Here is a 20682-nt window from a genome sequence, read left to right as displayed (position 1 = left end):
CCGGGCAGGGGAGCCGGGGGCTGCGCGGAACGGAGCGGAGGGCACGCGCGGGGCAGGGTGTCGGCCAGCGATCGAGGGGGAGGGCTCCAGCCGTGACTCAGCAGCCGACCGTGCCACCGGCCCCGCCGCCGCAGTCCGCGGCGCCGCCGGACAGGCCCGGCGCGGCACCGGACCGGGCCGCCGCCGCGGGCAGCGGGCCGCAGTCCGCAGCGCCGCCGGCTCCGCGCCGTACGGCCTGGTCGGAGGGAGTGCGGCGGCTGCGCACGGCTGCGACCACCGAGCCGGGCAGGCTGCGGGCGATCGGTGCGGCCCTGGTCGCGCTCGTGCTGCTGTTCGGGGCCGTGTCGGCGTGGCAGGTCTCCGACCGGGTGGCGGCAGCGGACGCCGTCGTCGACCACAGCCAGCCGCTGAGCGCGGACGCCGCGCACATCTACCGCTCGCTCGCCGACGCCGACACCTCGGCCTCCAGCGGCTTCCTCGCGGGCGGCGACGAACCCCGCTCGGAGCGCCGGCGCTACGAGAAGGACATCCGTGAGGCGTCCGAACTGCTCGCCGAGGCGGCGGCCGCCTCCGAGGGGTCGCCGACCGCGGAGCGGCAGATCGCCGTGCTCAACCGCGGACTGCCCGTCTACACGGGGCTGGTGGAGTCCGCGCGTGCCGACAACCGGCAGGGCCTGCCGCTGGGCGGCGCCTACCTCCGGTACGCCAACGAGAAGATGCGCGGCGAACTGCTGCCCGCCGCCCGCAAGCTGTACACGGCCGAGACCGGGCAGTTGGGCGGCGACTACGCGGACGCCGAGAGCTGGCCGCTGCTCGGTCTCGGCACCGGCGTGCTGGCGCTCGCCGCACTGGGCTGGGCGCAGCGCCGCAACTACCGCCGCACCAACCGGGTCTTCGACCGCGGTCTGCTCGGCGCGACCGCCGCCGTGCTCGCGCTGCTGGTGTGGCTCGGGGCGGGGCACATGCTGGCGCGCTCGGGTCTGAACGAGTCCGACACCAAGGGTGCGCGTTCGCTGCAGGCTCTCAACGAGGCGTGGATAGGCACCCTGCAGGCGCGGGGTGACGAGAACATGACGCTGGTCGCGCGCGGTGGCGGCGCGGCGTACGAGAAGAGCTACCGCAAGCAGATGGCCGCAGTCGCGGGCACGGGTGAACGGCGCACCGAGGGCGGGCTGCTGGGGGAGGCCCGCCGGGTCGCGGACGACCGCAGTGGCGGTGACGCGGTGCGGGACGCGCAACGGGCCGTGCAGACCTGGCAGCAGCGGCACCGGCAGGCGCGGGCCGAGGACGACGGCGGCAACTACGAGGACGCGGTCGCCCGGGTGATCGGTGCCGAGGACAGCACACGGGAGAGCTTCGACGCGGCGGATGCGAGCCTGGGCCGGGCCGCGGCGCACGAGCAGCGCCAGTTCGAGGAGGCCGCCGCTGCGGGCCGTGGCCGGTTCGGCGGGCTGCTGGTGGGAGCGCTGCTGCTGGCCGTGCTCGGAGCAGCGGGCACGGTGTTGGGCATCGGGCGGCGGCTCGCGGAGTACAGGTGAGGAGGGGGGACGCCATGTCGGCATCGGGAGCGGAGACACCGGACACATCGGGCGCACCGGGCGCACGAGGCGTACCGGGTGCACCGGGCGCACGAGGCGTACCGGGTGCACCGGGCGCACCAGGCGCACGGGGTGCGGCGGATGCGGCGGGCGCGGCGGGCGCGGCAGGCGCAGGCGCTGCGGACGCGACACGCACTGCGGACGCGACACGCACCGCGGACGCCACTGCTGGCGCACGCGCCACGGCCACCGGGGCTGTGACGGGCCGGGACTCCGGCGCCGCGACCGGCCGGGACTCCGGCACCACGACCGGCCGGGATCCCGGCGACAGGCCGGAGCCAGGCTGCGGGGCCGGGCCGGAGCCAGGCCGCCGGAGCCGGCGGGAACCCGCACGGGGGCGGCCGGGCGGCGCCTCCCGCAGGCCGTGGGCCGTGGCCGCGGGCGGTCTGGCGGTCGCGGCGGCGGTACTGGTCTCCGCGGTCGTGGGCACCGGAGCCCCGGGCGGCACCCCGGCGGACCGCGAAGCGGCGCGCTCGGGTCCGGGTGCCGCGGCGGGGCGGCCCGCTTCCGCCACCGAGCCCGGGGCCGAGCCGCGGCCGGAGAAGTGCGCGGACGGCAGCAATCCCGCGGAGAGCCTCAAGCCGTCCGGCGCCTCGGGGAAGGCGGTCGAGCGGATCAAGAAGAAGGACAAGTTGGTTGTCGGTGTCGACCAGAACAGCTATCTGTGGGGCTACCGGGACCCGTCCACCGGCACCATCGAGGGCTTCGACATCGACCTGGTCAAGGCCATCGCGCGCGATCTGCTGGGGAAGGGCGGAGCCGACCGGGTCGTCTACCGCACCATCCCCACCGATCAGCGTGTCCCTGCCATCCAGAGCGGTGATGTGGACATGGTCGTGCGGACGATGACCGTCAACTGCTCCCGGCGCGCGCAGGTCGCCTTCTCCACCGCGTACTTCCAGGCGGGCCAGCAGTTGGTCGTGCCCAAGAAGCACGCGCGCGTCAAGGGCTTCGACAGCAGCATGCGCGGCAAACACGTGTGCTACGCCTCGGGTTCCACGGCGGAGAAGATGATGAAGACGCCCGCGTACGCGGCACTGGGTGCCCGCCCGGTCGTCGTGCCCAACCAGCTCGACTGCCTGGTGCGCATGCAGCTCGGCGAGGCGGACGCGACGGTCACCGACAGCGCCCTGGGCGCGGGACAGGCCGCGCAGGACCCCTCGGTCGAACTCGTGGGGGAGCCGGAGACGCTGGAGCCGTACGGCGTCGCGATGAACCTGGAGGACGAGGATCTGGTCCGCAGGGTCAACAAGGTGCTGGAGGACTACCGCGAGCACAAGTGGAAGTCTTCCTACGACCGCTGGCTGGCCGACGACATGATGGGTACGGAAGGGAAGAAGCCCGCACCGCCCGAGCCGCTCTACCGCGACTGAACCGGACGCGGCGGTCGCACTGCCGACGTGGCCGCCGACGGGGCGGCCGAAGAGGCGGCCGCGTCCCGGTTCGTGGGGACGGGTCCGTGAGTACGAGTCGAACAGCGAGGTGATCGATGGGGTCCGCGGGAGCCGCCGGAGAGGTGATGAGCCGCGAGGAGACCGACCGGGTGCTGGAGCGGCTCGACGCTGAGCACGAGGCGGTGGAGTCCTCCCTGCTGGCACTCCAGGACCACGCCGGGCGCAGGCTCCTGGAGGGTGCCGAACTCGCAGGGACGACCGCGCACCGCTGGGCGCAGGCCGAGGCCGCCGTCACCGCGCTGTGGAACGGGTTCGAGTTCTACGCGCGCACCCTGCGCCAGGCCCGCGGGCTGCGGGAGCGCCGCCGCTGGCCCAGCCGCGACGACCTGGTCGAGCTGACCCGGCTGCTGCGCGGCCCCCTCACCGTCCCAGGGCTGCCCGGTGCCGCGGGCGCGAGCCTGTCCGGAGCGCCGAAGCTGGCCGAGGAGGTGACCCTCGGGCAGCTCGTCGAGCGGATGAACGGGTGGTACGCGCAGGCACTCGACGTGGTGGCGGCGGCCGACTCCGTGTGGTCCGCGCTACCGGCGCGGATCGACATGCTCGCCGCCGAACTGGGCCGCGTGCGCTCCCTGGCGCACTCGGTGGGCGTACGCCCCGGTGAGCACCCGTCCGCCGATGACCTGGAGCGCATCACGGCCGAACTCTCCGCGCTGCGCGAGGAGGTCGTCCGGGACCCGCTCGCCTTCTGGACACCCACCGGAGGCAGCGGTGCGCCGGGCGGCGGCAGACCGGACACCACGCGCTACGACAGTGCCGCCCGCGCGCTGGAGGAGGTACGGCGCGAGATCGACGCCGTGCTCGCCGTGCGGCAGGACGCCGAACAGCGGCTGATGAAGCTGCGCGACCTGCTCACCCGCGCCGACCGCACACTCGCCGAGGCCCGCGCGGCGCGCGGCGAGGTGCTGGCCAAGATCGCCGCCTCCGAGGTGCCCGCCGTCAGCGGCCCGCCCGCGGCGCTGCACGGCCGGCTCGCCGAAGCCGTCGAGCACCGCAGGTACGCGCAGTGGCACCGGCTCTCACCGCTGCTGGAGGAACTGGAGGTGAGTGCCGAGGACGAGCTGGAGCGGGCCCGCTCCCAACTCTCCGCCGTCACCGCGCCACTGGCCGTGCGGGCGGAACTGCGCGGCCGTCTGGATGCGTACAAGGCAAAGGTGGCCCAGCACGGTCTGGCCGAGGACAGCCTGCTCATCGAGCGCTACGACACGGCGCGCCGGATGCTGTGGAGCGCCCCCTGCGACCTGCGGGCCGCGGAGGACGCCGTACTGCGCTACCAGCGGGCCGCACAGGAGGCACTGCAGCACCGACGGCAGACCCGGGACGCCGCGGGCGGAGCGATGAACATGGGGGCAGAGTGAGCGAGCAGACCAGCGCACCGGAGCGGCCGTGCCAGCGGCCGCAGTGCGACGGCGTGTACGAGGACATGGGAGGGGGCGAGCTGTACTGCGGCACCTGCGGGCTCGCCCCTGTGGTGGCACCCGGCGGGGTGCTGGGCGCGGCGCCCACCGGGATGACCGGCCCGGCACGGCACAGCCGCTCCTCCGGCTCGGCGCGTTCGGGCTCCGCGCGGACCTCCTCCCGCGGCTCGGCGCGCTCGCGCTCCTCGCGCCGTTCGGTCTCCGGGCGGCTCTCCCGCTCGCTGTCCGGGCGCGGCACCGAGCGTTCGGTCTCCGTCCGCAGCTCCAGCACCTCGGCCAAGAGCTCCGGGCGGAGCAGGCTGGGCGCCGGACTGGTGCAGATCCCGCAGGTGCCGCGGCCGGATCCGGCCGGGGTCGTCCTGGCGGACCCGGAGGTGCCCGAGCGCAAGCGCTTCTGCAGCAACGGGGAGTGCGGCGCGGCGGTGGGGCGGGCGCGCGGCGACCGGCCGGGCCGCACGGAGGGGTTCTGCACCAAGTGCGGCCACCCCTACTCGTTCGTGCCCAAGCTGCGTCCCGGCGACATCGTGCACGGCCAGTACGAGGTCGCGGGCTGCCTGGCGCACGGCGGACTCGGCTGGGTCTACCTGGCCGTCGACCGTGCCGTCTCGGACCGCTGGGTGGTCCTCAAGGGACTGCTGGACACCGGTGACCAGGACGCGATGGCGGCGGCGATCGCCGAGCGCCGCTTCCTGGCGGAGATCGAGCACTCCAACATCGTCCGCATCTACAACTTCGTCGAACACCTCGACCAGCGCACCGGCAGCCTCGACGGCTACATCGTGATGGAGTACGTCGGCGGCAGCTCTCTCAAGCAGATCGCCAACGACCGGCGCACCCCGGCGGGGAAGCGCGACCCGCTGCCGGTGGAGCAGGCGTGCGCCTACGGCATCGAGGCGCTGGAGGCCCTGGGGCACCTGCACAGCCGCAACCTGCTCTACTGCGACTTCAAGGTCGACAACGCGATACAGCAGGGCGACCAGCTCAAACTGATCGACCTGGGCGCGGTGCGCCGCATGGACGACGACGAGAGCGCCATCTACGGCACCGTCGGGTACCAGGCGCCCGAGGTCGCCGAGGAGGGCCCCTCGGTCGCCTCCGACCTGTACACCGTGGCGCGCACTCTCGCCGTCCTGACCTTTGACTTCCAGGGCTACACCAACGTCTACGTCGACAGCCTGCCCAACCCGGAGAACATCGGGGTCTTCCAGCGGTACGAGTCCTTCTACCGGTTCCTGGTGCGGGCGACCGACCCCGACCCGCGCCGCAGGTTCGCCTCCGCGCAGGAGATGGCCGACCAGCTTCTGGGGGTGCTCCGGGAGGTCGTGGCGCTGCAGACCGGAAAGCCGTGCCCCGCCCTCTCCACGCTCTTCGGGCCGGAACCGCGGGTCGTGGACACCGAACTGTTCGCACCGCAGTCCGGCGACGCCTCTCTGCTGGGGGCGCGTGATCCGGCGGCGGGGAAGCGCCGCGCCCGGCGGGCCGCGCTCGCGGGCGCCGGCCGTTCCGCGGCGTCCGGGGGTGCGGCCGCCGCTCCGGAGGTGCCGCAGGCGGCGGGCGGCGTCGCCGCGCCGCCCGCCCCCGCCGGTGCGCCGGGAGTGCCGGCCGCCCGTACCGCGCCGCCCGCGCCGCTCGCCTCGTTCCCGCCGCCCGGAGGTGACGGGAGCCCGGCCGCCGCCCCCGCGCGCGTGATCGAGCTGGCCCCGTTCCGCACCCGGCTGACGGCGCTGGCGCTGCCCGTCCCGCGCGTCGACGCCGCCGACCCCAACGCGGGCTTCCTCGCCGGACTGTCGGCCTCCTCACCCGCCGAGCTGCTCACCGCGCTGGACGGCGCACCGGCCGACTCGCCCGAGCTGCGGCTGCGCACCCTGCGCGCCCTCCTGGAGAGCGACGCGGGGCAGGAGGGTGCCGGGGCCGCACACGACGCGCTGGACGCCCTGGAGGCCCGGCACGCCGATGACTGGCGGGTCGTGTGGTATCGCGGCCTGGCGGCGCTGGCGACCGGCGACCGGGAGACCGCGGCGCTCTCCTTCGACGCGGTCTACGACGCGTTCCCCGGCGAGCCCGCGCCCAAGCTGGCCCTGGGCTGCTGCGCGGAGGTGCTCGGCCAGTCGGACAACGCGGCGGAGTACTACCGGCTGGTCTGGACGACCGATCCGTCGTACGTGAGCGCCGCGTTCGGGCTGGCCCGGGTGCGGCTCGCGACCGGCGACCGGCCCGGCGCCGTCCAGGTGCTGGAGTCGGTGCCGGAGTCCTCCATCCACTACACCGCCGCGCGCATCGCGGCGGTCCGCGCCCGGCTGCGGCAGCGCTCGCCGCACGAGCCGCTGCTGGAGGAACTGCGCGCGGCCGCCCAGCAGGTGGCCGATCTCCAGCACGTCGGGCTGGACGAGGTGCGCCGCCACGAGCTGACCTGCGAGGTACTCGGGTGCGCACTCGACTGGCTGCTGTGCCAGGCTGTTCCCGCCCGGGGGGCCGCTTCCTCCGGGCCCGCACCTGCGGGTGCACCGGGAGCACCGCCGGGTGCCGGGGTACGGCTGTTGGACAGCCCGCTCACCGAAGAGGGGCTGCGTTTCGGCCTGGAGCGCTCCTACCGGCTGCTCGCCCGGCACGCGCAGAGCGGAACCGCGAGGATCGAACTGGTGGAGCGGGCCAACCGTTTCCGCCCCAGGACGTGGGTGTGACCATGCCTCAGTTGGACCGACTCTCCGCCTGCCCGAGCTGTGCGGAACCGCTCGAGGAGGGCGACCGCTTCTGCGGCGCCTGCGGTGCGGACCTGGCAGCCGCCGTGCAGGGCCTCGCAGCCGGCCGCGGCACCCCTCCGGCGCCGCGGCGGGAACCCACGCTCCCGGACGGCTTCCCGGCGGCAGCGCCGCCCGGCCAGGACGTCCCGCCGCGGCCTCCGGTGCCGCCGCCCCCCGCGGCGCCGCCGCAGGCCGGGAACGGGCAGGCGCCTCCCGCGGCGCCGGGTGCACCCGCCGGCGGCCCGGCCGGATCGGCCCCGGTGCCCCCGGTCCCGAGCGTGCCGCCGCCTCCGCCGCCGCCTCCGCCGGCGCCGACCGGGCCCGACGCGGCGCAGCCGCCCGCCGCCGGAACCGGCGGGGCGGCCCCCGCACCGCCAGGGAGCACCCCGCCCGGCGCACCGCCGGCCTCCGCCGCTCCGGGCCCGCGCGGCGAGCCGGACGCGGCGCGGTCCGGTGCGGCGGCCTCCGATCCGCGTGCGGCCGGGGCCGGGCAGCAGTCCTCCGGGCCGGTCTGCGTGGCCTGCGGCACCGGGACGATCGACAGCGACGGCTACTGCGAGCACTGCGGCCACAAGCAGCCCCGGGAACGCGACCACATGGAGTCCGCGCTGGACACCGTCGCGGCCGCCAGTGACCGGGGGCTGCGGCACCACCGCAACGAGGACTACTTCGCCCTCGCCGAGGCCGCCACTCCGGAGGGCGCGCCCGCGACGCTCGCCGTCGTCTGCGACGGAGTCTCCTCGGCCACCCGCCCCGACGAGGCGTCATCGGCGGCGGCCGAGGCCGCGGGCGCCTCGCTGCGGCGGGCGCTGCCGGCCGGCCGCCACCCGCAGCAGGCCATGCACGACGCGCTGGTGGCCGCCTCGGACGCGGTCAACGCGCTGGCCGCCGACACCCCGGTCGAGCCCTCCAAGAACGCTCCGGCCTGCACCGTCGTCGGTGCGGTCAGCGTGGAGGGCGTCGTGACCGTCGGCTGGATCGGCGACAGCCGCGCCTACTGGGTGCCCGACGACCGCTCCTCGGCCCCCGCGCGGCTGACCGAGGACGACTCCTGGGCGGCCCAGATGGTCGCCGCGGGGCTGATGGACGAGGCCGAGGCGTACGCCGACCCGCGGGCGCACGCGATCACCGGCTGGCTGGGCGCGGACGCCTACGAGATCGACCCGCACTCCTGCTCGTTCAAACCCGAACAGCCCGGTGTCGTGGTGGTGTGCACGGACGGGCTGTGGAACTACGCGGAGTCGGCGGGGGAGATGGCCGCGGCCGTACCGGCCGACGCCTCGGCGCGCCCCCTCCAGGCTGCGCAGCACCTGGTCGGCTATGCGCTGGACGGCGGTGGGCACGACAACGTGACGGTGGCCGTGCTGCCGTTCCCCGCGCCGTCGGGAGGGGCGGGCCCGGCCTGAACCGAGCGTGCCCGGGGGGGGGGGCTTCGGACAGCGCTGTGCGGTGCCGGGGGCGACGGGAGCGCTGTCCGGGGGAGAGAGGCCGCACGTACCACCGCACTTCCACCCCGCCCCGTTGTCCACTTGTCGCTGGAGAGCAAACAGGAGCGGAACAGATGGCCAACTTCGCGAAGTCCAACGCGCCGCGCTTCTCGGTGGACGTCTACCAGAACGCGTACCTGCCCGAAGGCGCCCGAGAGGTCAACGCCGTCGTCACCGTCACCTCCACGGGAGGCGGTACGACCGGCGGCATGCCGCTGCCGGTGACCGAGCCGGGCCGGGACGCGGCGGCGGAGGGGACGGATGCGGCGGTCGTCATCATGCTCGACTGCTCCGGCTCGATGGACTACCCGCCCACCAAGATGCGCAACGCGCGCGAAGCCACCGCCGCCGCGATCGACACGCTCCGGGACGGCGTCTCCTTCGCCGTCGTGGCGGGCACCCACAAGGCGAAGCAGGCGTTCCCCGGCGGCGGCGCCCTCGCCGTCGCCGACGCCACCACCCGGGCCCAGGCCAAGGACGCGCTGCGCGGCCTGACGGCGGGCGGCGGCACCGCGATCGGCACCTGGCTGCGGCTGGCCGACCGGCTGCTGAGCGCCGCCGACGTCACCATCCGGCACGGCATCCTGCTCACCGACGGGCGCAACGAGCACGAGGAACCCGCCGCGCTGCGCGAGGCGCTGGAGGCGTGCGCGGGCCACTTCACCTGTGACGCACGGGGGGTGGGCACCGACTGGGAGGTCCAGGAGGTCACCGGGATCGCCTCGGCACTGCTCGGCACCGCCGACATCGTGGCCGATCCGGACGGGCTGGCGGCGGACTTCACCAGGATGATGGAGAGCGCCATGGGCAAGGAGGTCGCCGACGTGGCGCTCCGGCTGTGGACACCGCAGGGCTCCCGGATCGCGTTCGTCAAGCAGGTGGCCCCCACGGTCGAGGAGCTGACCGGCCGCCGCACGGAGGCCGGTCCGCGCGCCGGTGACTACCCGACCGGGTCCTGGGGGGACGAGTCGCGCGACTACCACGTCTGTGTGGAGGTGCCGGCCGCCGGGATCGGCCAGGAGATGCTCGCCGCGCGGGTCTCGCTGGTGCTGCCCGCGCCGGACGGCGGCACCGCGCAGACGCTCGGGCAGGGGCTGGTGCGGGCGGTGTGGACGGACGACCTGGTGGCCACCACCTCCATCAACCCGCAGGTGGCGCACTACACGGGGCAGGCCGAGCTGGCCCAGGTGATCCGTACGGGTCTCGATCTCCGGAAGGCGGGGGACGAAGCGGGCGCAACGGCCAAACTGGGGCGAGCGGTGCAGTTGGCGAACGCGTCGGGGAACACGGATACTGCGAAACTGCTTTCGAAGGTGGTCGACGTGGTGGATGCCGCGACGGGTACTGTTCGACTGAAGACGAAGGTCGCCGAGGCCGACGAGATGACGCTGGAGACGCGGTCCACCAAGACGGTCCGCGTGAAGCGCTAGCGTCCAGGCCGCGGCGCCTCCGCACGACCGGCGCGACCCGCACCAGCAGGTACCGACGAGCAGGAGCACGGAGGGGGAGGCACCACCATGCCGACTTGCCCGAACGGCCACCAGTCAGCGGCCGACGACTGGTGCGAGGTCTGCGGCCACCGCATGGCCGAGGCGCCTGGGTCGCCCGCCGGTGCCGCACCGCAGCCCCCTCAGCCGCCCGCTCCGGGCGGCTACGGCTACCCGGGCCCGCCCGGTCCGCCGCCCGCGCCCGGTCCGCCCCCGCCCGGACAGGGCTACGGCTACCCGGGACCCGGTTCGGGCCCGTCCGAGCCGTGCCCCCAGTGCGGGACGCCGCGCGAGTCCCAGGCGCCCTTCTGCGAGGAGTGCCGCTACAACTTCCTGACCCACTCGCCGACCACCTACGTCCCGCCGGGCCAGCAGCCCCAGGCCGCCCGTCCCGGCTTCCCGCCCCCCGCCGGGCCGGGCACCCCGGGGCCCGGAGCACCCGGCCCCGGCATGGGCGGCCCCGGTGCACCCCCGCCCTCCGGCCCCGCCTTCGGCGGTCCGGGCGGCCCCGGTGGTCCCGAGGCCCCCGGCCCGCCCGGTCCGCCCGGATTCGACGGCCCGGGTCACCCGGGTGAGCCCGGCCCGCCGGGCATGCCCGGCGCACCCGGCCAGGGCCCCGGACACGGCTACGGGACGGACGGCCGCGGCGAGCAGCAGGCCCCCGCCGGGCCCGGAGCACCCGCGCCCGGCCCGGTCGGCCCCGGCGGCTTTCCCGGCCCGGGTCAGCAGCATTACCCGGGCCAGCAGCAGCCCTACCCCTCCGGCCCTCCCGGCCCCTCCGCGGACCCGTACGGCGCTCCGCACGGTCAGCCGACGGGCGGCGACTGGGAGCTGTCCCCGCCCGGCCCCGCCGAGCAGCAGACGGGCGCGCCCCCGGCGCCGCCGCAGGCACCCGGCGGACATCCAGGGCCGCCTCCGGCTCCGCCCGGCCCGCCCGCGCCTCCGGCACCCGACGTACCGGCCCAGCACGGCCCCGGCCCGGGCTCCCCGCAGCAGGGCGGGCCCGCGGAGTACGGCGGTCAGCCCGCACCGGAGCACGGCATGCCGGAGCACGGCGCCCCGGACCACGGCCGGCCGGAACACGGTGCGCAGGGCGGCGGAGTGCCGCAGGGCGGCGGTGCGTGGACGGCGATGATCGCCCCGGACCGCGCGTACTTCATGGCGATGATGCAGCGCAGCGGTCCCGAGGCGGCAGCGCTCAACCTTCCCGCCTACTCGCCGGAGCAGCAGCTTCCGCTCACCGGCCCGCAGGTCACCATCGGCCGCCGCCGCGCCTCCACGGGGGAGGCCCCGGACATCGATCTGGGCCGCTCCCCGGAGGACCCCGGTGTCTCGCACCAGCACGCGGTGCTGGTGCAGCAGCCCGACGGGAGCTGGTCCGTCGTCGACCAGGACTCCACCAACGGCACCACCATCAACGGCGCCGAGGATCCGGTCCAGCCCTTCGTGCCCGTCCCCCTCAAGGAGGGCGACCGGGTGCACGTGGGCGCGTGGACGACGATCACGCTGGTGCGCCGGTAGCTCCACGCGACAGCCCAGACCGCCGGGGGCGTGGGGGCGTGCCCCCACGCCCCCGGCGGTGGTCCGCCCTTCATGCGCGCTCGGCCCGCCCCGCGGCCGCAGCCGCCGCCCGCCGGTGCTGCTGCTCCCGGGTGAGGGCCCCGGGGGGCCGGGTGTCCGGGGCGGCCCCCGTGGCTACTTCTCCAGGGAGGGCGACGGCAGGGACTGCAGGGCGAGCGAGGGCTCGTCCACGATCCGGATGCCGCGCTCGTCCAGTGCCTTCTTCACCCGCCAGCGCAGCTCCCGCTCCGCCGCCAGGTTCTTCTCGGGCATGGTCTTGACCGAGACGCGCAGCACCATGGAGTCGAGCGTCACCTCGTCCAGGCCGAGCACCTGCACCGGCTCCCACAGGATCTCGTCCCAGGGGCGCTCCTTGCTCATCTCCTCGCCGACCGCGAGGACCACGGCCCGGACCTCCTCCAGGTCCTCCTCGGCGCGTACCCGGACGTCCAGGGCCGCCATGGACCAGCCCTGGCTGAGGTTGCCGATGCGCTTGATCTCGCCGTTGCGGATGTACCAGATCTCGCCCGCGTCCCCGCGCAACTGCGTCACCCGCAGTCCGATCTCCAGGACGACCCCGGACGCCTCTCCCGCGTCCACCCGGTCGCCGACCCCGTACTGGTCCTCCAGCAGCATGAACATCCCCGCCAGGACGTCCGTCACCAGGTTGCGGGCGCCGAAGCCCAGTGCTACGCCCGCGACACCGGCGCTGGCCAGCAGCGGCGCGGGGTTGATGCCCAGCCCGGAGAGCACCGTCAGAGCGGCGGTGCCCATGATCACGAAGGAGGCGACGCTGCGCAGGATGGAGCCGATCGCCTGGGACCGCTGTTTGCGCCGCTCGCCGCTCACCAGCAGCCCGCGCAGCGCCTTGCCGCTGTCGCTGATCTCGGACCTGCGGTTCATCCGGGATATCAGCTGGGTGATCGCGCGCCGCACGAGGTAGCGCAGCACCACGGCGACGACGCAGACGAAGACGATGCGCAGCCCCGAGGTGAGCCAGTCCGACCAGTGCTCCTGGACCCATCCGGCCGCCTCTCCCGCACTGTCCTGGGCGTCCTCCAGGGACTTCGGCGTCCGGGGGCCGTCCGACGGGGGAGATGCGCTGAGCAGCCAGTACACAGGTCGACCTTCCGTGCGTGTCACCTCGGCAAGGCACCCGTACGAATGCCGGCACCACACTAACGGCGCAGGGGCTTCACATCCGGTGCCACCGAGCAGTATGGGGCCAGGCGTTCGGGCGAGGAGGCCGTTCCGGCCGGGAGGCGGCCGGTGTGGTCCAAAACACGCACATCTCCTTTCCCGGTCGTGGTGGCGGAGTGACCAGGGCACGGGACACACTGAGGGGAGATCGTCCCGGCGCGAGCCACGCGCCGCCGACGTACAAGGAGGCACCGTGCCGCATGTCCTGGTCCTCAACGCGTCGTACGAGCCGCTCGGCGTCGTACCGCTCCGCCGCGCGCTCGTACTCGTCCTCAACGGCAAGGCGATCAGCCTGGAGGACTCCGGCGCCCTGATGCACAGCGCAACCCACGTCATACCCGCCCCCAGCGTCGTCCGTCTCAAGCGGTTCGTGAGGGTGCCCTTTCGCGGCAGCGTCCCCCTCACCCGCCGTGCGCTGTTCGCCAGGGACGGCGGCCGCTGCGCCTACTGCGGTGGCATCGCAACCAGCGTCGACCACGTCATCCCCCGCAGCAGGGGAGGGGCGCACGCCTGGGAGAACGTCGTGGCGGCCTGCCGCCGCTGCAACCATGTGAAGGCCGACCGCCAGGTCGCCGAGCTGGGCTGGCGGTTGCGCCATCAACCCGCCCCGCCCTCCGGCCTCGCCTGGCGCATCATCGGCACGGGGCACAGGGACCCACGGTGGCTCCCCTACCTCCAGCCGTACGGCGCGGATGACGATCTCGCCCGGATCGACGGCAGATCCACTGCCTGAGACCCGGGCTTTGTTGTGCCGCCCCCGCCCCGCGGGTGCGGCCTTCGTACGTCCCGGAGACGTCCCGGAGGGGGTGCCGCACCGCGGCGCCCCCTGACTCCCGGGGCTACCCGCCGCCCTTGCCGCCGTCCCGCCGGGCGTGCTTGGCCCGGCCCGCGGAGTCCACGGCGTAGACCTCCATCGACCACAGCGAGATCCCGAAGCGCGTCGCCCGCTTGTCGCCCACCACCCGGACGAAGCGGGTGTCCTTGGGCGAGTCCATCCGGACCGACTCCTTGCCGCCTTCGCCGTCCCGCACCGTGGCCGCGGTGCGCCAGTGCTTGCCGTCGGGGGAGACCTGGATCCGGTAGCGCGCCGCGTAGGCGTCCTGCCAGCGCAGGACGACCTGTCCCACGCGGGCGCGTTCGGCCAGTTCCACCTGCACCCATGCGCCGTCCTCGGCGGGCGAGGACCAGCGGGTGCCGCGCTTGCCGTCCGCGACCGCGGCGGCCGGGAAGTCCTTCGTCTCGTCCCCGGACGACGCCGCGCGGGCCCCGCGGGCCAGATCCGGCCCGGAGGTGCGCGGGTAGGCCCGGACGGTGAGCGTGCGGCGCTCCCCGCCGAAGGAGACCGGGATGCGGTAACTGCCCGTCCCGACCGAGCTGTCGGCGCTGATCCGCAGCGGCACGTCCACGGTGCCGCCCCGCCGCACGGTGGTGCGCGACGGGGTGCGCACGGTGAAGCCCTCGGGGGCGTGCACGGTGACCTTGTCCCGCACGTCGGTGGGTCGGTTACCGGTCAGCCGCGCCGTGACGCGGGTGGTGCCGCCGCCGATCGCGGCGTCCACGGTGGTGCGCGGCAGCGACAGGGAGGCTTCGGGGGTGTCGGCGTACCAGGGGGTGATCTCGTGGACGACCGGGGGTTTCGCGTCCTGGCTCCACACCAGCCGTACCGCGTCGGCCCGTCCGTCGTGCCCCCCGGTGGCCAGGTGGGTCCAGCCGGTCCGGGAGAGCGCCCCCAGCCGCTGCCAGCCCTTGCCGGGGACGTGCGCCTCGACCGTGCCCCGGGTGCCGGAGTCCGGGCCGGTCAGCACCGTGACGGCGCGCAGCGGACGGGGCTCGGGCAGCCGCATCGTCAGCGCGTCCCGCGCCGGGCGGCTGCCGCCGTCGCCCTCGTCGGCGTCGGGTTCGGCCGCGGTGGCCGGGGGCACGAGCATGGGCGGCTGCTCGGGTGTGAAGGTGGCCGCTGCCGGGGGCACCGCAGCGCGGTAGGACGTGCTCGGATCGCCGTCGGCGGCGGCCGAGAGCGGGTGGCCGGGAGCGCCCTCCGGGCTGCCGCTCACCGCGGGCCGCGGGCCGTCGGCGCCCGTGCCGCTGTCGCCGCCCTTGCCGGTCCCTCCGGAGCCGGACTTCCCCTTCGCCCCGGGCCGGCCGCCGCTCCAGCTCTCGGACAGCTTCAGCGCCTTGTCGGTGAAGTCCGCGAGCACCCCCTTGCCGACCGTGACCTTGCTCCCGCGGCTCTCGGCGCGCAGCCGCCGCACCTCCAACTGCGCCTTCCAGGCCGCGGATCCGTCGCCGCCGAGCTGTGCGACCAGCATGTCGACCGCCCGCTCGCCGGCCGCGCCGAGCCGCGAGAGCTGCGTGAGCCACGGCTTCACCTCCCGGCCGAGCCCCTCGGGCACCTTCGAGGGCGCCGTGCGCATGGTCGTGAAGGCGTCGCGCAGCTCTTCGGCGGCCCGGTCCAGCCCGGAGCCCGGCCCGTTCCCGTACTCCCGCCAGAAGTTCTCCAGCAGCGGGCGCACATAGGCGGACTCGTCGCTGCCGAGCATCGAGGAGGCGTCGTTGCCCGCCAGCGCGTGCACGGCGGCGCGGGCGTCGGCGGAGCTGCCGCGGCCGCCCGCCAGGTCGTCCACCGCGGCCCGCCAGGACTCCTTGGGCCGGTAGCCGCGCGGGTTCCAGGCGTAGTCGGCGGCCGTGAACAGCGGGATGCGGGAGGCGCGCGGCTGCTTCATGGCGTTGGTCAGCAGCGCCGCCGAACCGGAGGCGACGGCCGGTTCGCGGCCCCGGTAGGGCCCCAGGAAGATCCGGTCCGAGGCGAAGTCGTTGACCGGGTAGTTGTCCATCGTCACCAGGCGGTGCCGCGGGAAGGCGCTGCGTGCGCGGGCGAGTTCGGCGCCGCTGATGGTGCGCGGCACCACCCCCACCCCGCTCCAGCCGATCTCCACACGGTCGTCGAGCTTCCCGGCGAGCGCGGCCCGGTAGGCGGTGCGGCCCTTCTGGTAGAACTCCGTCGGCACCACGGACAGCGGTGCGGCGTCCGGGTGGCGGGTGGCCAGGTGGTCGGCCACGGCGTTGGCCAGCTCGGCCTGGGCGCGGGCCGCGGCTGCGGGGCCGGAGCCGTAGGTGTCGGCGTCCTGGTCGCAGTGCCACTCGGTGTAGCTCACGTCCTCGAAGCGCAGTTGGAAGGCGCCCACGCCCAGTGCGCGCATGGCGTCCAGCTTGCGCAGCAGCGCCTTGCGGTCCTCGGGCGAGGAGAAGCACAGCCCCTGGCCGGGCGAGACCGCCCAGCCGAGGGTGACGTGGTTGCGCTCGGCGCGGTCGGCCAGCTCGCGGAAGTCGGCGCGCTGCGCCGCCGGATACGGGTCGCGCCAGCGCGGCGCCTGGCGGAAGGGGTCGTCCCCCGGCGCGTACAGGTAGCGGTTCTGTTTGGTGCGGCCCATGAAGTCCAGTTGCGACAGCCGCTCCTGCTGCGTCCAGGGCTGGCCGTAGAAGCCCTCTGTCGTGCCGCGCACCGAGGCGGTCGGCCAGTCGCGTACGGAGACGCCGGGAAAGCCGTGCCGGCCGCCCTGCTCGGTGGCGAGCTGCCGGAGCGTCTGCGCGGCGTGGAAGAGCCCCGCGCCGTCCGTTCCCTCCAGCGCCACGGTGTCGTGCCCGTCGGCGCGCCCCGCGGCCAGCCGGTAGCCGCCCGCGGGCAGGTCGTCGCGGGCGGGGGCGCGCAGCGCGCGCAGCGCGGCGCCGGCCGACTCGGTGCCCATCCGTACGACGAGGCCGTCGGAGGCGGCGGAGCGGTCGCCGCTGCCCGCCTGCCGCTCGTGCAGTGTGCGCACCCCGGCCGCGTGCAGTGTTGCGCGGACGGTGCGCAGGGCGTGCGGGTCCGCGTCCTCGTCGGCGATCAGCGTGGCCGCTGCGGAGACGGGGACGAATCCGCCCTGGGCGCGGATCTTCTGCGGGCGCGGCCAGACCGGGGGCAGGCCGTCCCGGGTGCTCTCGTCGTCCCGGCTCCCGGCGGCCGGGCCGTCCGGTGCGGCCGGGGCGGCCGCCTGTGCGGCGGGTGCGCCGGTGAGCAGGCCGGAGACGACCGCCGCGGCGAGCGCGGCGGCGCTCATCCTGGCCCTGCCGCCCGGTGCCCCCTGGCGCGGGACGGTGCCCGCGCCGGCCCCGGAGACCCTCGGGCCGCCCTGGCCGCGCGCTGTCCCCACCGCTTCCTCCCGATGTCCGACCGGAACCCCTCCGCCGAGCGGGCACGGGCCCGGCGCACGCGCGCGCCTGCCCTGGGTACCGCTGCAGCCTCCGCCAGCACCATAGAGGCGAGCGCCGCACCGCGCGTACCTCGGGAGGCCACAGATGTGCCACAAACCGTGTGCCGACGGATTCTACGGCCCGCCGGCCTGCCCGGCACCGGCTGCGTCCCCGGTCACCGCACCGGGCGGGCCGGGCACCGCTGCCGCGGTCAGGGCCGCAAATCCTCGCAGGGGTGCCCGGTTTGTCCGTCGAATCTTCTTTCTCGGCGGGGCGTTGTCGCCGATTCGCCGCGGGAACGCGCGTGAGCTGGGACACGTTTCCTCTTCGGACACGTCTGCGCGCCCGTCTACTGGGTAGGGCGAGTCCTGACCATCCATTCGTCAACGAACGGAGGCCCCCGGTGGCCGCGTCCGCTGAACTCCTGATCTCCGCCCTGACTCCGCTGCCCCAACAGCGCGCACTCTCCAAACGAGGGCACGAGCCGGTAGACCTGTCCGGTGTGTCCGACCCCGACTCCGGACTCGACGGCTCGTGCATCTGCGGCTGCGCGGACGCTCCGCTCACCAGTGAGCCCCCGCTCGCCGACGTCGCCCCGCTGACCAGCGAGCCCCCGCTCGCGGAGGCGCCGCTGACCAGCGAACCCGCAGGGGTCGGATTCGGCACGGAGCCCGCGGAGATCTGATCGCGCGGCCCGCCGCGGCGCACGGAGTCCCGCTCTCCTGCCGGAGCGCGCCGGACCGCCGGGTCCGGCTGCCCGGGAGGCGGTCGTCTCCGTGCTCGCGGCCCTGGGCGCCGCCGCCCGCTGCCGCTCCGCCGTGCACCGGCCGTGCCGCGCTGGAGCGCTGTGCGTCGGACAGCCGTCGCCCCCACGACCGCCGCGCGCCGAGCGCTGTGCCGCGCTCCGGCGTGCGCCCGGAGATGCGTGCGCCGCAAACGGGGTGCCCGCGCCGCGAACGTGCCCTCTTCGAACGCCTCCGCAACATGGCCCCGAACAGGATGGCTGCCCGCAGAGGCACCCCGGCGCGCGACCCGTTCACCCGTCCGATATCTTGACTGTGTGAGCGACAAGGTCAAGAAGAACGCACTGCGCGCAGGCACGGTCACCGTCGGCGCGGCACTGCTGCCGCTGCTGTCGTCCCCCGCCTTCGCGCTCACCCGCGACGACGGCGACCAGCCGGGCTCCGGCCTGAGCGTCCTCGACACCCTGGGCCTGTACGTCGCGGCGCCCCTCGTGCTCTTCCTGGTGATCGCCGGTCTGGTGACGCTGGGCGACAAGCGCGGGAAGAAGAGCTGACTCCGTAGGGCCCCGGTCCGGCGCGCTGCGCCGCGCCCTATCGGCACTCGAACTGCCGTGCTTTAGTACGAGGTTGTCCGGGTTCGGTGACAGCTCTGTCACACACGTTGGCACTCCGTCGGCTGTGGGGAATTGCCCACACCATGACGCACGACGTACCACTCCCGCCCCGTACCGGACTGCCCACCAGTGAAGAGCGGCTGCGCGCCGCGCTCCGGTACGCGCAGGGCGGCGCCGAGCCGTCCGTGGCGCCCGGGGCACCGTTCGGAGCGCCCGGCCGCGCGATGATCACCGGTCTGGCCGCGCTCGCCCTGCACTGCTTCGCCGCCGCCCCCTCCCTGTTGGATCTCGACCGGATCGACGTGCTGGTCCCGGAGCTGGGCGAATCTCCCGGACCGGGCACCAGGGTGCCGCTCCTGTCGGGCTGCGCGTACACCTCGGCACATCTGGTGCGGACCCGGATCGTGCCCGAGCCGGAGGAGATCACCGGACTGCCCGTGGCTCCCGTGCCGCGGGCGCTGGCCGACGCGGTGGCCCAGTTGGCCGACGCCGACGAGGTGCGGGGCCTGCTGACCGAGGCGGTGCGCGGCGGGCACTGCGAGCCGCAGCCGGTGGTGCGCGAACTCACCAGGGCGCGGCTGCTCGGCCTGCCGCACGTCGCCGACGCCGTGGAGAGCCTGCTGGCCGAAGGGCGGGCGCTGACCGAGGGCCTGCTGTACGGGATGGTCTTCGGGCAGGGGCTGCCCGACCCCTGCTGGAACGTCGAACTGCGGGTGCCCGGCGGTCCGCACCTCGGTGCCGTCGACGCCTACTGGCCGGACCAGGCCGTCGCCGTGGAGATCGATGCACGTACCCCCCGGGCCGGTGCGGAGGCGGCCTGGGATGCCTGCACCCACAAGCGGGAGTCCCTGGAGCAGTTCGGGGTCACCGTCATCCACGTCACCCCGGAGAAGCTGCGCGAGACCCCGGCCCAGCAGGCCGCCGTGGTCCGGACGGCGCTGATGGCCGCGGCGGAGCAGCCCCCTGCCGAGTACGTGGCGGTCCTGCCGCGCTGAACCGCCGGGATCAGTCGCAGTACTCGGCCTCGACCAGGTCGCGGGCGCCGTCCGACCAGTCGCCGTTGAGGTTGACGGCGATCGTGTGGCCGCCGTCCGGCGTGGTGTAGGCCGCCGTGCTGGAGCCGTGGATGGTGCCGTCGTGGCCCCAGACCGTGACCCCGCAGGAGAGGGTGCGCTCGGTCAGTCCCAGCCCGTAGCGGTCGGTCGCGTCCGCGCGGCGGGTCGTCCGCATCCGGGCCGCCTCCCGCGGCGGCAGCAGCCGGCCGGTGGCCAGGGCGCGGACGAAGCGCACCAGGTCGCCGGCCGAGGAGATCATCTCGCCGGACGCCCCGGCCAGCGAGGGGTTGAGCGCGGTGACGTCCCGCACCGGCGGGTCGGCGCCCGGTGCGAACAGCGTGGAGTACTCCTTGCCGTGCTGCCCCGGGATGCGCGGCGAGGTGCCGGGCAGCGAGGTGTCGCGCAGCTTCAGCGGGCGCAGCACCCGGCGTTCGATCTCCGTCGCGTAGGAGTGCCCGGTGGCGCGCTCGATGACCATGCCGGCCAGCAGATAGTTGGTGTTGGAGTAGCTCCAGCCGGTTCCGGGACGGAACAGCGGCGGTCGGGACAGCGCGCGCCGCACCAGTTCCGCGGCGCTGTGCGTGCGCATCCGCACCTTCGGGAAGCGCGGGCTGAAGTAGGCGGCGCGCAGCGCCGGATCCGCGGTGTAGTCGGGGATGCCGCTGGTGTGGCCGAGGAGTTGCCGCACGGTGACGGCGCCCTCCGGGCGGCCCGCCGCCGCGCCGTACCGGCCCAGCCGCACCTCCGGGAGCCAGCGGCTCACCGGGTCGTCGAGCCCGAGCGTGCCCTCCGCCTCCAGTTGCAGCACCACCGTCGCCACGAAGGGCTTGGTCAGGCTGCCGATCCGGAACCGGTCGCCGGCCTCCCGCGGGCGGCCGGTGGCGTAGTCGGCGGTGCCGGTGCTGCCGTTCCACACCCCGGCCCCGTCCGCCACCTGCGCCAGCACTCCCGGAGCGTCGTCCCGTGCCACCAGCGCCTCCATCGCCGCGCGGGTGCGGGTGTGCCCCATGTCGGCCGCGGTGGAGGAACTCACCATCAGTCCGAAGGCGGTCGCGGTGGAGATCAGCCCGCTCAGAAGGCGCCGCGGCAGGTGCATGG

14 protein-coding genes are annotated in these 20682 nt (G+C 75.2%); 11 read left to right on the top strand and 3 right to left on the bottom strand.

Annotation, left to right across the window (positions count from 1 at the left end):
- Positions 1-92 precede the first annotated feature (92 nt).
- The 7 genes from BMX65_RS18100 to BMX65_RS18070 all read left to right on the top strand — a co-directional run bounded on the left by BMX65_RS18100 (position 93) and on the right by BMX65_RS18070 (position 11703).
- Positions 93-1538: a hypothetical protein gene (locus tag BMX65_RS18100; protein WP_239501821.1), complete on the top strand. Its 1446-nt coding sequence runs from the start codon at positions 93-95 to the stop codon at positions 1536-1538.
- Between the two features lie 431 nt (positions 1539-1969).
- Positions 1970-2971: a glutamate ABC transporter substrate-binding protein gene (locus BMX65_RS18095; RefSeq protein WP_075001373.1), complete on the top strand. Its 1002-nt coding sequence runs from the start codon at positions 1970-1972 to the stop codon at positions 2969-2971.
- A 146-nt stretch (positions 2972-3117) separates the two neighbouring features.
- Complete coding sequence (locus BMX65_RS18090; RefSeq protein WP_079171978.1) at positions 3118-4407, top strand: coiled-coil domain-containing protein; 1290 nt, start codon at positions 3118-3120, stop codon at positions 4405-4407.
- Between the two features lie 65 nt (positions 4408-4472).
- Complete coding sequence (locus BMX65_RS18085; RefSeq protein ID WP_079171977.1) at positions 4473-7148, top strand: serine/threonine-protein kinase; 2676 nt, start codon at positions 4473-4475, stop codon at positions 7146-7148.
- Positions 7149-7150: 2 nt separating this feature from the next.
- Entirely contained in the window at positions 7151-8614 is a 1464-nt protein-coding gene (locus BMX65_RS18080; protein WP_075001370.1) for a PP2C family protein-serine/threonine phosphatase, read from the top strand.
- A 155-nt stretch (positions 8615-8769) separates the two neighbouring features.
- Positions 8770-10125 (top strand): vWA domain-containing protein, encoded by a 1356-nt coding sequence (locus BMX65_RS18075; RefSeq protein ID WP_075001369.1) that lies wholly within the window; start codon positions 8770-8772, stop codon positions 10123-10125.
- 87 nt (positions 10126-10212) lie between these two features.
- Complete coding sequence (locus BMX65_RS18070; RefSeq protein ID WP_075001368.1) at positions 10213-11703, top strand: FHA domain-containing protein; 1491 nt, start codon at positions 10213-10215, stop codon at positions 11701-11703.
- 174 nt (positions 11704-11877) lie between these two features.
- Here BMX65_RS18070 and BMX65_RS18065 read toward each other — a convergent pair whose 3' ends face one another.
- Positions 11878-12861, bottom strand: coding sequence for a mechanosensitive ion channel family protein (locus BMX65_RS18065; protein WP_075001367.1), 984 nt, complete (start codon positions 12859-12861; stop codon positions 11878-11880).
- A gap of 274 nt (positions 12862-13135) precedes the next feature.
- On the opposite strand from BMX65_RS18065, the gene BMX65_RS18060 reads away from it, so the two are divergent.
- A complete protein-coding gene (locus tag BMX65_RS18060; RefSeq protein WP_019358101.1) occupies positions 13136-13675 on the top strand; it encodes an HNH endonuclease in 540 nt (179 codons plus the stop codon).
- A gap of 106 nt (positions 13676-13781) precedes the next feature.
- Here the strand turns inward: BMX65_RS18060 and BMX65_RS18055 are convergent, their stop codons facing one another.
- Entirely contained in the window at positions 13782-17039 is a 3258-nt protein-coding gene (locus tag BMX65_RS18055) for a glycoside hydrolase family 84 protein (protein WP_075001566.1), read from the bottom strand.
- A gap of 536 nt (positions 17040-17575) precedes the next feature.
- On the opposite strand from BMX65_RS18055, the gene BMX65_RS18050 reads away from it, so the two are divergent.
- From BMX65_RS18050 to BMX65_RS18040, 3 genes are all read left to right on the top strand, one after another.
- Positions 17576-17857: a hypothetical protein gene (locus BMX65_RS18050; protein ID WP_075001366.1), complete on the top strand. Its 282-nt coding sequence runs from the start codon at positions 17576-17578 to the stop codon at positions 17855-17857.
- 375 nt (positions 17858-18232) lie between these two features.
- Positions 18233-18469 carry a hypothetical protein gene (locus tag BMX65_RS18045; protein WP_075001365.1) on the top strand — a complete coding sequence of 79 codons (237 nt, stop codon included), beginning with the start codon at positions 18233-18235 and terminating at the stop codon, positions 18467-18469.
- A 143-nt stretch (positions 18470-18612) separates the two neighbouring features.
- Complete coding sequence (locus tag BMX65_RS18040) at positions 18613-19524, top strand: hypothetical protein (RefSeq protein WP_075001364.1); 912 nt, start codon at positions 18613-18615, stop codon at positions 19522-19524.
- Between the two features lie 10 nt (positions 19525-19534).
- Here the strand turns inward: BMX65_RS18040 and BMX65_RS18035 are convergent, their stop codons facing one another.
- Positions 19535-20680 (bottom strand): serine hydrolase domain-containing protein, encoded by a 1146-nt coding sequence (locus tag BMX65_RS18035; protein ID WP_079171952.1) that lies wholly within the window; start codon positions 20678-20680, stop codon positions 19535-19537.
- Positions 20681-20682: the final 2 nt, after the last annotated feature.

The organism is Streptomyces qinglanensis, assembly GCF_900111245.1.
GTDB lineage: Bacteria > Actinomycetota > Actinomycetes > Streptomycetales > Streptomycetaceae > Streptomyces > Streptomyces qinglanensis.
Note: the sequence above shows the minus strand (reverse complement) of the source record. Positions and strands in the feature narration are given on the sequence as shown.